The organism is Enterobacter cloacae complex sp. SHL009, assembly GCF_049237205.1.
GTDB classification, from domain to species: Bacteria; Pseudomonadota; Gammaproteobacteria; order Enterobacterales; family Enterobacteriaceae; genus Enterobacter; species Enterobacter cloacae_M.
Map to the genome: position 1 here is coordinate 270,927 of NZ_JBMKIW010000004.1, position 11,955 is coordinate 282,881.

Annotated in this window: 10 protein-coding genes; 8 read left to right on the forward strand and 2 right to left on the reverse strand. The window is 53.7% G+C overall.

Translation table 11 applies throughout. The annotated features are described in order from the left end of the window. The first annotated feature begins 11 nt into the window (after positions 1-11). Together ACOTZC_RS12325 and ACOTZC_RS12330 are read left to right on the forward strand one after the other, a co-directional pair. Complete coding sequence (locus ACOTZC_RS12325; protein WP_213751391.1) at positions 12-671, forward strand: sugar phosphatase; 660 nt, start codon at positions 12-14, stop codon at positions 669-671. A 75-nt stretch (positions 672-746) separates the two neighbouring features. Then, the gene (locus ACOTZC_RS12330) at positions 747-2,579 is read left to right on the forward strand and encodes an SLC13 family permease (RefSeq protein WP_047174247.1); all 1,833 of its coding nucleotides are present in this window, start codon (positions 747-749) and stop codon (positions 2,577-2,579) included. Positions 2,580-2,660: 81 nt separating this feature from the next. On the opposite strand, the gene yfbR is transcribed toward ACOTZC_RS12330, so the two are convergent. Continuing rightward, entirely contained in the window at positions 2,661-3,260 is a 600-nt protein-coding gene (yfbR, locus tag ACOTZC_RS12335) for a 5'-deoxynucleotidase (protein ID WP_023312539.1), read from the reverse strand. Positions 3,261-3,354: 94 nt separating this feature from the next. Continuing rightward, on the reverse strand, positions 3,355-4,569 hold the full coding sequence (gene alaA, locus ACOTZC_RS12340) for an alanine transaminase AlaA (RefSeq protein ID WP_003861471.1): 1,215 nt from the start codon (positions 4,567-4,569) through the stop codon (positions 3,355-3,357). A 937-nt stretch (positions 4,570-5,506) separates the two neighbouring features. Between alaA and lrhA the strand changes: the two genes are divergently transcribed. The 6 genes from lrhA (at position 5,507) to nuoF (ending at position 11,936) form a co-directional block, all read left to right on the forward strand. Beyond that, the gene (gene lrhA, locus ACOTZC_RS12345) at positions 5,507-6,445 is read left to right on the forward strand and encodes a transcriptional regulator LrhA (RefSeq protein WP_047174162.1); all 939 of its coding nucleotides are present in this window, start codon (positions 5,507-5,509) and stop codon (positions 6,443-6,445) included. A gap of 631 nt (positions 6,446-7,076) precedes the next feature. Further along, entirely contained in the window at positions 7,077-7,517 is a 441-nt protein-coding gene (gene nuoA / locus ACOTZC_RS12350; protein WP_014171000.1) for an NADH-quinone oxidoreductase subunit NuoA, read from the forward strand. Positions 7,518-7,532: 15 nt separating this feature from the next. Next, complete coding sequence (gene nuoB / locus ACOTZC_RS12355; protein ID WP_003861482.1) at positions 7,533-8,207, forward strand: NADH-quinone oxidoreductase subunit NuoB; 675 nt, start codon at positions 7,533-7,535, stop codon at positions 8,205-8,207. 89 nt (positions 8,208-8,296) lie between these two features. Further along, positions 8,297-10,099 (forward strand): NADH-quinone oxidoreductase subunit C/D, encoded by a 1,803-nt coding sequence (gene nuoC / locus ACOTZC_RS12360; RefSeq protein ID WP_421635789.1) that lies wholly within the window; start codon positions 8,297-8,299, stop codon positions 10,097-10,099. 2 nt (positions 10,100-10,101) lie between these two features. After that, positions 10,102-10,602 (forward strand): NADH-quinone oxidoreductase subunit NuoE, encoded by a 501-nt coding sequence (nuoE, locus tag ACOTZC_RS12365; RefSeq protein WP_006176513.1) that lies wholly within the window; start codon positions 10,102-10,104, stop codon positions 10,600-10,602. Then, positions 10,599-11,936 (forward strand): NADH-quinone oxidoreductase subunit NuoF, encoded by a 1,338-nt coding sequence (nuoF, locus tag ACOTZC_RS12370; protein WP_126303489.1) that lies wholly within the window; start codon positions 10,599-10,601, stop codon positions 11,934-11,936. The genes nuoE and nuoF overlap by 4 nt, the downstream gene beginning before the upstream one ends. Positions 11,937-11,955: the final 19 nt, after the last annotated feature.

An 11,955-nucleotide genomic window follows, 5' to 3' on the forward strand; every position in this document is an offset into this window, starting at 1 on the left:
CGGAGGTGCGTGTGCAGTGTAGAGGTTTTCTGTTTGATCTGGACGGTACGCTGGTGGATTCGCTGCCGGTTGTGGAGCGTTCGTGGTGCCATTGGGCTGACCGACATGGCATCGACCATCAGGACGTGCTGAATTTTATCCATGGCAAACAGGCCATCACCTCGCTACGGTACTTCCTGGCCGGACGCTCTGAGGACGAAATTCAGGCGGAGTTCAAATACCTGGAACATATTGAAGCCACGGATACGGACGGCATTACTGCGTTACCGGGCGCGCGCGAATTGCTTGAGCATCTGAACGAGGCGCAGATCCCGTGGGCTATCGTCACCTCAGGCTCCATTCCCGTCGCCCACGCCCGTCATAAGGCGGCAGGTTTACCGAAGCCGGAAGTGTTTATCACTGCGGAGCGCGTAAAGCGCGGTAAACCGGAGCCCGACGCGTTTTTACTGGGCGCTGAACTGCTGGGCCTCGCGCCCGCAGAGTGCGTGGTGGTGGAAGATGCGGCCGCTGGTGTACTGGCCGGGCTGAACGCCGGAAGCCACGTTATCGCCGTTAACGTTCCGGCGGGATCTCCCCGTCTGGAGGAGGCAGACTTTGTGCTGGATTCACTGACGGCGCTGGCCGTATCGAAAGCCTCTGACGGGGTTGTAACCGTCTCGCTAAAAATGTAATCACATGATATAGCCCCACATTGCTGGGGCTTTTTTATGGCAAAATTCCTCATCCCCCACTGACAAGGACATGTTGTGAACGGTGAACTGATTTGGGTCCTGAGCCTGCTTTTAATCGCCATCCTTCTTTTTGCAACGGGCAAGGTGCGCATGGACGCCGTCGCCTTGTTTGTCATCGTCGCGTTTGTGCTGAGCGGTACGCTAACGCTGCCGGAAGCCTTCTCCGGGTTTAGCGATCCCAACGTTATCCTGATTGCCGCCCTGTTTATTATCGGTGATGGGCTGGTGCGTACCGGCGTGGCAACCATCATGGGGTCGTGGCTGGTGAGGGTGGCGGGCAGCAGCGAAACCAAAATGCTGATCTACCTGATGGTGACCGTCGCCGGGCTGGGGGCGTTTATGAGCTCAACGGGCGTGGTCGCCATCTTTATCCCGGTGGTGCTGAGTGTCTCCATGCGGATGCAGATCTCGCCGTCGCGCCTGATGATGCCCCTGAGTTTTGCCGGTTTGATCAGCGGAATGATGACGCTGGTGGCAACGCCGCCGAACCTGGTCGTCAACAGCGAGCTTATCCGGGAAGGATTTCAGGGCTTCAGTTTTTTCAGCGTCACCCCGCTTGGGCTGGTCATTCTGGTGTTGGGCGTGGTCTACATGCTGCTGACCCGGTTTGCCCTGAAAGGTGAAAAACAGGACAAAAATAAAGAAGGGTGGAAGCGACGCACCTTCCGCGATCTGATTAAAGAGTACCGTCTCACCGGGCGCGCGCGCCGTCTGGCTATTCGCCCCGGCTCGCCGATGGTGGGACAGCGTCTTGACGACCTGAAGCTGCGTGAGCGCTATGGCGCGAACGTGATCGGCGTGGAGCGCTGGCGTCGTTTTCGCCGGGTGATCGTCAACGTCAACGGGGTGTCGGAATTCCGCGCGCGGGACGTCCTGCTGATTGATATGTCCACCGCGGACGTGGATCTGCGCGAGTTTTGCAGCGAACAGCTGCTGGAACCGATGGTGCTGCGCGGGGAGTATTTCTCCGATCAGGCGCTGGATGTCGGCATGGCCGAAGTATCGCTGATCCCGGAATCGGAACTGCTGGGCAAAACCGTGCGGGAAATGGGATTCCGAACCCGCTATGGCCTGAATGTCGTGGGGCTGAAGCGCGATGGCGTGGCGATGGAAGGGGCTGTGGTGGATGAGCCGATCCTGCTGGGCGATATCTTCCTCGTTGTCGGTAACTGGAAGCTGATAAGCCAGCTCGGGCAAAAAGGGCGCGATTTTGTGGTACTCAACATGCCTGTCGAGGAGAGCGACGCCTCCCCGGCGCACAGCCAGGCGCCCCACGCGATTTTTTGTCTGGTGCTGATGGTGGCGCTGATGCTGACCGATGAAATCCCCAATCCGGTCGCGGCAATCATCGCCTGCCTGTTGATGGGGAAATTCCGCTGCATTGACGCCGAAAGCGCCTATAAAGCCATTCACTGGCCGAGCATTATCCTCATTGTCGGGATGATGCCCTTCGCCCTGGCGCTGCAAAAAACCGGCGGGGTGGATCTGATCGTTAGAGGCTTAATGGATGTTGGGGGCGGGTATGGGCCGTACATGATGCTGGTCTGTCTGTTTATCATGTGCGCCACCATCGGTCTGTTTATCTCCAACACCGCGACGGCGGTACTGATGGCGCCGATTGCGCTGGCGATGGCCAAATCCATGGGCGTGTCGCCGTATCCCTTTGCGATGATGGTCGCAATGGCGGCCTCCGCGGCGTTTATGACACCAGTTTCTTCACCGGTGAATACGCTGGTGCTGGGGCCCGGAAATTATAGGTTCAGTGATTTCGTGAAGCTGGGCGTGCCGTTCACCGTGCTGGTGATGGTGGTGTGCGTGGTATTAATACCGGTTCTGTTCCCGTTCTGATAATTTTGCCGGGTGGCGGCTGCGCCTTACCCGGCCAACAACCCGTAGGCCCTGCAAGCGCAGCGCTGCGGGGCAAACAGATTACAACGGTGAATCCTGGCTGATCTCATCCAGAGACAGATGGAAGCTCGGCACAAACACCTGCATAAAATAGTCCATCTCTTCGCTTCGGCGGGATTCCAGCGTTTTTTCCAGACGCGTTTTCGCCAGTAAAAATTCGTTATTCCCTGCAGACAGCTCTTCCAGGCACTTCAGGTAGGCGCAGAGCGCGTCGGCCTGTTTGACCAGCGACTTTTCATCTTCCGTGTACTGATGCTCATCGATGAGCGGCTCAAAGATGTCGCGCAACTCGTCCGGCACCATGTCAATCAGCTTCTGCTGGGCAATCTTTTCGATGGCCTTGTATTCCTGCGCAATCTGCGAGTTGAAATATTTCACCGGCGTAGGCAGGTCGCCGGTCAGCACTTCTGACGCATCGTGGTACATCGCCAGCAGGGCAATGCGCTCTGGATTGACCTGACCGTTGAATTTGCGGTTTTTAATGGCGGCCAGCGCGTGAGCGACCATCGCAACCTGCAGACTGTGCTCTGAGACATTTTCCGTGCGGACATTGCGCATCAGCGGCCAGCGGTTGATGAGTTTCAGGCGAGAGAGGTGGGCGAAGAAATGACTCTGACTCATAGGTTACCTTTTGTCTTCACTGCGACAGGCGTTCATTGTGCGGGGAGGGGAGGGAAGATGCAAATCGGGCTACCGAAGTAGCCTGATTTTAAGATTACTGATGGTATCCGGAGAGGAAGCGCCCGAAGCGGCTGATGGCCATTTCGAGATCATCTTCGCGCGGCAGCGTCACGATGCGCACGTGATCCGGCCACGGCCAGTTAAACGCCGTACCCTGAACCAGCAGCACTTTTTCCTGCAGCAGGAAATCGAGCACCATTTTCTGGTCGTCGTGAATATTAAAGCGTTTCGCGTCAATTTTCGGGAACATATAGAGCGCGCCATTCGGCTTCACGCAGGAGACGCCCGGGATATCGTTGATCAGCTCCCACGCGCGGTTGCGCTGTTCATACAGGCGACCACCGGGAACGATGAACTCGCTAATGCTCTGATAGCCGCCGAGCGCCGTCTGGATCGCGTGCTGCGCCGGAACGTTGGCACATAAACGCATGGAGGCCAGCATCTCCAGCCCTTCAATATAGCCTTTGGCGTGCTTTTTCGGACCGTTCAGTACCATCCAGCCCTGGCGGAAACCGGCCACGCGGTAGGTTTTAGACAGGCCGTTAAAGGTGACGGTCAGCAGGTCCGGAGCCAGCGCAGCGATTGAGTGGTGCTGTGCCGCGTCGTACAGGATCTTGTCGTAGATTTCGTCGGCAAAGATGATCAGGTTGTGCTGGCGGGCGATCTCGACGATCTCCATCAGCAGCTCTTTTGAGTATACTGCGCCCGTTGGGTTGTTCGGGTTAATGATCACGATGCCGCGCGTGCGGGGCGTAATTTTCGCGCGAATATCATCGAGGTCCGGGAACCAGTCGGAGGACTCGTCGCACAGATAGTGCACGGCTTTACCGCTCGACAGTGATACGGCAGCCGTCCACAGCGGATAGTCCGGCGCGGGCACCAGCATTTCGTCCCCGCTGTTCAGCAGCGCCTGCATCGCCTGCACGATCAGTTCGGAAACGCCGTTGCCGATATAGATATCTTCAACGGTTACATCACGCATACCGCGTGCCTGGTAGTGCTGCATGATGGCTTTACGTGCGGAGTAAAGTCCTTTTGAATCGCAATAGCCTTGTGCAGTAGGGAGGTTGCGGATCACATCAACCAGAATTTCATCCGGCGCTTCAAAACCAAATGGCGCAGGGTTACCAATGTTGAGTTTCAGAACCTTGTTGCCTTCCTCTTCAAGGCGTTTTGCCTCTTTCAGAACCGGGCCGCGGATGTCATAACAGACGTTATCTAGCTTGCTGGATTTTTCGATAGGGGACATGAACCTTTAACCTTTTCGCTATTATTGCCACTCCCTGCCGTGGAAGTCAGCACGGAATAATGTACTCCCCCATCGCTTCGTTTTGAAGGGTGTGCAGTAGAAGATTTTGTGCCTGGAGCAAAATTTTGATAAATCTTTTTCGCTGTGCGTTAGCTTTTTTACTGTCTTAAAGTTGTGCGCATAGCACGATGATAGGTTAAACGTGCTATTCATTTGTCAAAATTCTGTATATTGTGCTGGGAAAAATAAGTGGTGAACCTGACAAGGGTAGCAATCACCCTGCGTGACTTTTCGTAAAACCTGAATGCTTGATACATGTTCCTGTAAAAGCATAATGTGGCTAAAAGTTACTCATGTGAAATTAATGTTAAGTGCCATTAATGAATGGTCTTAATCTAAATTAAAATTTATTTATTATTAACCTATAAAATGCAACTTTAGTTAATTTTAATAAAATTAGTTTAGAAGCTTAACATTCTTCTTTAATCCTCAATATTGCAATAAGACTTATAAATAAAGTGGATTTGGGTTAAGATGTCTTGCAGGAAAGCAGAGGACAGATGCAAGAATTTTGTATATCTGGCACTGGCTTTTCGAGTTAATTGATTGTTATTGTTGGAGTTATCTCTGGCTGGAATGTGTCGCACATCTCCTGCTACGTTGACAGCGCTGCGATAAAGATGGCAGAAAAGGTGTTATACCTTTAATGTAATTTACATAAACCTGCGAACATCTAAATATCCTGAACGTTTAAGAGAATAAAAATAACGTCATGAAACGTGCTTTCTGACTGTTGATATAAAGCAGCACAATAACTATCTGTCAGGCAGTCTGCCGGGCCGGGATGCGAGGGAAAACCTTCAGAGGGAATTGCTTAACTGTTACACACAGCTTCAACCCGGGCAGCTCCGCACGAGCAACCTGAAAGTGAATAGATATGATAAATGCAAATCGTCCGATAATGAATCTCGACCTCGATCTGCTGAGAACGTTTGTTGCGGTCGCCGATCTCAACACTTTTGCAGCAGCTGCTGCCGCCGTTTGCCGAACTCAGTCCGCCGTTAGCCAGCAAATGCAGCGGCTGGAGCAGCTGGTCGGTAAAGAGCTTTTTGCACGTCACGGACGTAATAAGCTCTTAACGGAACACGGTATTCAGCTACTGGGTTATGCCAGGAAAATTCTTCGCTTTAATGATGAAGCATGTATGTCATTAATGTTTAGCAACCTTCAAGGAGTGCTAACGTTAGGCGCATCTGATGAGTCAGCGGATACTATATTGCCGTTTCTTCTCAATCGTATTAGTTCGGTTTATCCGAAGCTTGCGCTTGACGTTAGCGTAAAACGTAATGCCTTTATGGTTGAGATGTTAAATGAGCATAAAGTCGACCTGGTGGTGACGACGCATCGTCCCGGGCAGTTTGATTGCCTGACGCTGCGCACATCGCCTACGCACTGGTATTGTGCAGCCGAGTATGTGCTGCAAAAAGGGGAGCCGGTTCCGCTGGTCTTGCTTGATGACCCGAGCCCGTTCCGCGATATGGTGCTCACGGCGCTGAATGAGGCCAACATTCCGTGGCGTCTGGCGTATGTGGCTTCCACGCTGCCAGCGGTTCGTGCCGCCGTGAAGGCCGGTCTGGGCGTAACGGCCCGTCCGGTAGAGATGATGAGCCCCGATCTGCGCGTCCTGGGGAAATCCGACGGTCTTCCTGCGCTGCCGGATACGGAGTATCTGCTCTGCCACAATTCGTCCAGTCATAATGAGTTGGCCAAAGTGGTGTTCGAGGCGATGGAAAACTACCATAATCCGTGGCAGTTCGAGCGCATTACCTCCGAAGGGGGGGATGATTCCCTGATCGTCGAAGGGGATTTTGAGTGATCGATAGCTCAATATTCTGGTAACAAAATGTAAGTGTAAAAAACAGCCACTCGTGTGATTTTCACATGCAGTGGCTTTTTTTACGCAATAATACCCGCTTATGGCGCAAGGGTTTTCAGGATACTCTCTTATTTATCAATAAGCTGAATACTTTTGCTTAAAACTTGTCCGTTTTCCGTTCTAACTTCGCCCATATCCCTCTCATGTTAAAAAAACAGGAAATATGTTGCCGTTTTCCATGTTGAATTAACAAAAGCGTGTCGCAGATCAAGAAAATACTCCTATTTGGGGGGAGGAATCGTTGGCAAATCCTGTCAAAATAGGAGGGTTATTTTTTTTACTTCCGAAACGGACACGATTCAACAACATACATTTGACGGAAAGTCATGCACCCACCAGGGTTAAAGGGCACCAAATGTTAATGAGAATCGCTCGATGTAATTTAATGTGAAGAAACCTTTGTTAAAGTTGACAATAGGTTATAGAAAGGAGTAAAAAACCCCATCATTTTGCTGTCTACGTCTCATTTCTGACAGTTAGTGTAAGGTTATTTGTTCCTCCCCATGAATCGATGTGATGCCCATCTGCCAGCAAGAGCAGTGTCGTTGGTATCACTTTTGATGAGTAAGCAATGAGTATGTCAACATCCACAGAAGTCATCGCTCATCACTGGGCATTCGCAATCTTTCTTATTGTAGCCATTGGCCTGTGCTGCCTGATGTTAGTCGGCGGCTGGTTCCTGGGCGGTCGCGCCCGTGCAAGGCACAAAAACACACCTTTCGAATCAGGTATTGATTCAGTAGGTTCCGCTCGCTTACGCCTGTCTGCCAAGTTCTATCTGGTAGCCATGTTCTTCGTCATCTTCGACGTGGAAGCGCTTTACCTTTTCGCATGGTCAACGTCCATCCGCGAAAGTGGTTGGGTGGGCTTTGTCGAGGCCGCAATTTTCATTTTAGTGCTACTGGCCGGTCTGGTTTATCTGGTGCGTATTGGCGCGCTTGACTGGACGCCTGCGCGTTCACGTCGTGAACACATCAACCCGGAAAACAGTATCTCTAATCGTCAGCAGTAACAGCGAGGCAATAAGATGGATTATACGCTCACCCGCATAGATCCTAACGGTGAGAATGACCGTTACCCCCTGCAAAAACAGGAGATCGTAACCGACCCCCTGGAGCAAGAAGTCAATAAAAGCGTGTACATGGGCAAGCTCGAACATGCCATGCACGATATGGTCAACTGGGGTCGTAAGAACTCCATCTGGCCTTACAACTTTGGCCTTTCTTGCTGCTACGTTGAAATGGTGACGTCATTCACTGCGGTGCATGACGTTGCGCGTTTTGGGGCCGAGGTACTCCGTGCTTCCCCGCGTCAGGCTGACCTGATGGTGGTAGCCGGTACGTGCTTTACCAAGATGGCACCTGTTATTCAGCGTCTTTATGACCAGATGCTGGAGCCAAAATGGGTTATCTCCATGGGCGCATGTGCAAACTCTGGCGGTATGTACGACATTTATTCCGTCGTGCAGGGCGTAGATAAATTTATCCCAGTGGATGTGTACATCCCGGGTTGTCCGCCACGTCCGGAAGCCTACATGCAGGCGCTGATGCTGCTGCAGGAATCTATCGGTAAAGAACGTCGCCCACTGTCGTGGGTTGTTGGCGATCAGGGTGTGTATCGCGCGAACATGCAGTCTGAGCGCGAGCGTAAACGTGGTGAACGTATTGCCGTCACCAACCTGCGTACGCCTGACGAAATTTAATTTGCGCCTGTAGGCCTGGAGAACACCTTCGCATATCACTACTCAAATAGCGCGAAGCCAGGCTCAACAGTCACCACGGACCATTTGCAATGGTGAACAATATGACCGACTTAACCGCGCAAGAAGCCGCCTGGCGGACCCGGGATCATCTGGATGACCCAGTCATTGGCGAACTGCGCAACCGTTTTGGGCCGGATGCCTTTACTGTTCAGGCTACCCGCACCGGGGTACCCGTTGTTTGGGTGAAGCGTGAGCAATTGCTGGAAGTTGTCGATTTCCTCAAGAAATTGCCAAAACCGTACGTCATGCTGTTTGACTTACACGGCATGGATGAACGTCTGCGTACCCACCGCCAGGGTCTCCCTGCTGCGGATTTTTCCGTTTTCTACCACCTGATCTCAATAGACCGTAATACGGATATCATGCTCAAGGTGGCATTGTCTGAAAACGACATGCATCTGCCGACAATCACCAAACTTTTCCCGAACGCGAACTGGTATGAGCGTGAAACCTGGGAAATGTTCGGCATGACCTTCGACGGCCACCCGCATCTGACGCGCATCATGATGCCGCAGACCTGGACCGGCCACCCGCTGCGTAAAGACTACCCGGCACGTGCAACCGAATTCGATCCGTTTGAGCTGACCAAAGCCAAACAGGATCTGGAAATGGAAGCGCTGACCTTCAAACCGGAAGACTGGGGCATGAAGCGCGGTACCGACAACGAGGACTTCATGTTCCTCAACCTCGGTCCAAACCACCCGTCTGCGCACGGTGCATTCCGTATTATTCTTCAGCTTGATGGCGAAGAGATTGTCGACTGCGTTCCGGACATCGGCTACCACCACCGTGGTGCTGAGAAGATGGGCGAGCGTCAGTCCTGGCACAGCTACATTCCGTATACCGACCGTATCGAGTACCTCGGCGGCTGCGTCAACGAAATGCCATACGTGCTGGCCGTTGAGAAACTGGCGGGTATCGTTACGCCGGATCGCGTTAACGTGATTCGCGTTATGCTGTCAGAACTGTTCCGTATCAACAGCCACCTGCTGTACATCTCCACGTTCATTCAGGACGTCGGCGCGATGACCCCGGTCTTCTTCGCCTTTACCGACCGTCAGAAAATTTACGATCTGGTCGAAGCGATTACCGGCTTCCGTATGCACCCGGCCTGGTTCCGTATCGGCGGTGTGGCACACGATCTGCCGCGCGGCTGGGACCGTCTGCTGCGTGAGTTCCTCGACTGGATGCCAAAACGTCTGGCCTCTTACGAGAAAGCCGCGCTGCGTAACACCATCCTGAAAGGCCGTTCCCAGGGCGTTGCTGCCTACGGCGCGAAAGAAGCGCTGGAGTGGGGTACGACAGGTGCAGGTCTGCGTGCGACCGGTATTGATTTCGACGTGCGTAAAGCGCGCCCTTACTCTGGCTACGAGAACTTCGACTTTGAAGTCCCGGTGGGCGGCGGTGTTTCCGACTGCTATACCCGCGTGATGCTGAAAGTGGAAGAGCTGCGCCAGAGTCTGCGCATCCTTGAGCAGTGCCTCAACAACATGCCGGAAGGCCCGTTCAAGGCGGATCACCCGCTGACGACGCCGCCACCGAAAGAGCGCACGCTGCAACATATCGAAACCCTGATCACCCACTTCCTGCAGGTTTCATGGGGTCCGGTCATGCCGGCGCAAGAATCCTTCCAGATGATTGAAGCGACCAAGGGTATTAACAGTTACTACCTGACCAGTGACGGCAGCACCATGAGCTACCGTACCCGCGTACGTACGCCGAGCTTTGCGCACCTGCAGCAGATCCCGTCCGCCATCCGCGGCAGTCTGGTCTCCGACCTGATTGTGTATCTGGGTAGTATCGATTTTGTTATGTCAGATGTGGACCGCTAATTATGCACGAGAATCAACAACCACAAACCGAGGCTTTTGAGCTGAGTGAAGCAGAACGTGCCGCCATTGAGCACGAGATGCACCACTACGAAGACCCGCGTGCGGCGTCCATTGAAGCGCTGAAAATCGTACAGAAACAGCGTGGTTGGGTGCCGGATGGGGCGATCTATGAGATCGCGAAAGTGCTGGGTATTCCGGCAAGTGACGTAGAGGGCGTAGCCACGTTCTACAGCCAGATCTTCCGTCAGCCGGTAGGCCGCCATGTGATCCGCTACTGTGACAGCGTTGTCTGCCACATCACCGGTTATCAGGGCATTCAGGCTGCGATTGAGAAAAAGCTCAATATCAAGCCGGGCCAGACCACGTTCGATGGACGCTTTACCCTGCTGCCAACCTGCTGCCTGGGTAACTGCGACAAGGGGCCGACCATGATGATTGATGAGGACACTCACAGCCATCTGACGCCGGAAGCGATTCCTGACCTGCTGGAGCAGTACAAATGAAAACTGTAATTCGTACTGCTGAGACGCATCCGCTGACCTGGCGTCTGCGCGATGACAAACAGCCGGTATGGCTCGATGAATACCAGAGCAAAAACGGCTATGCCGGCGCGCGTAAAGCCCTTGGCGGCATGGCGCCGGACGACATCGTTAACGCGGTGAAAGACTCCGGCCTGAAAGGGCGCGGCGGTGCGGGCTTCTCCACCGGTCTGAAGTGGAGTCTGATGCCGAAAGACGAATCCATGAACATCCGTTACCTGCTGTGTAACGCCGATGAAATGGAGCCGGGCACCTATAAAGACCGCCTGCTGATGGAACAACTGCCGCACCTGCTGGTGGAAGGCATGCTGATCTCCGCGTTTGCGCTGAAAGCCTACCGTGGTTACATCTTCCTGCGCGGTGAATACATCGAAGCGGCGGAAAACCTGCGTCGCGCGATTGCCGAAGCCACCGAAGCGGGCCTGCTGGGTAAAAACATTCTGGGTACCGGCTTTGACTTTGAACTGTTCGTGCACACCGGCGCAGGACGTTATATCTGCGGTGAAGAAACCGCGCTGATTAACTCCCTGGAAGGCCGCCGCGCGAACCCGCGTTCCAAGCCACCGTTCCCGGCAAGCTCCGGCGTATGGGGTAAACCGACCTGCGTAAACAACGTTGAAACCCTGTGTAACGTTCCGGCTATCCTCGCCAACGGCGTGGGGTGGTATCAGGGCATCTCCTCAAGCAAAGATGCTGGTACCAAGCTGATGGGCTTCTCTGGTCGCGTTAAAAATCCTGGCGTCTGGGAACTGCCGTTCGGTACCACCGCACGTGAAATTCTTGAGGACTACGCTGGCGGCATGCGCGATGGCCTGAAATTCAAAGCCTGGCAGCCGGGTGGGGCAGGGACAGACTTCCTGACCGAAGCCCACCTTGATCTGCCAATGGAATTCGAAAGCATTGGTAAAGCAGGCAGCCGTCTGGGTACGGCGCTGGCGATGGCCGTCGACCACGAGATCGGCATGGTCTCGCTGGTGCGTAATCTGGAAGAGTTCTTCGCCCGCGAGTCCTGCGGCTGGTGTACACCGTGCCGTGATGGTCTGCCGTGGAGCGTGAAGATCCTGCGTGCAATCGAACGTGGCGAAGGCCAGCCAGGGGATATCGAGACGCTTGAGCAGCTGTGTCGATTCTTAGGCCCGGGTAAAACCTTCTGTGCCCACGCACCGGGTGCCGTCGAACCTCTGCAGAGCGCGATCAAATATTTCCGCGACGAGTTCGAAGCAGGTATCAAGCAGCCGTTCAGTAATACCCATGCGATTAATGGGATTCAGCCGAACCTGCTTAAAGCGCGCTGGTAACGACAAGAATTTTGATTAA

Bases quoted from the DNA above. Each gene is read 5' to 3' on its own strand.
- alaA (WP_003861471.1), bottom strand. From the start codon at position 4,569: ATGTCCCCTATCGAAAAATCCAGCAAGCTAGATAACGTCTGTTATGAC.
- yfbR (WP_023312539.1), bottom strand. From the start codon at position 3,260: ATGAGTCAGAGTCATTTCTTCGCCCACCTCTCTCGCCTGAAACTCATC.
- nuoA (WP_014171000.1), top strand. From the start codon at position 7,077: ATGAGTATGTCAACATCCACAGAAGTCATCGCTCATCACTGGGCATTC.
- nuoB (WP_003861482.1), top strand. From the start codon at position 7,533: ATGGATTATACGCTCACCCGCATAGATCCTAACGGTGAGAATGACCGT.
- nuoE (WP_006176513.1), top strand. From the start codon at position 10,102: ATGCACGAGAATCAACAACCACAAACCGAGGCTTTTGAGCTGAGTGAA.
- nuoF (WP_126303489.1), top strand. From the start codon at position 10,599: ATGAAAACTGTAATTCGTACTGCTGAGACGCATCCGCTGACCTGGCGT.
- lrhA (WP_047174162.1), top strand. From the start codon at position 5,507: ATGATAAATGCAAATCGTCCGATAATGAATCTCGACCTCGATCTGCTG.
- nuoC (WP_421635789.1), top strand. From the start codon at position 8,297: ATGGTGAACAATATGACCGACTTAACCGCGCAAGAAGCCGCCTGGCGG.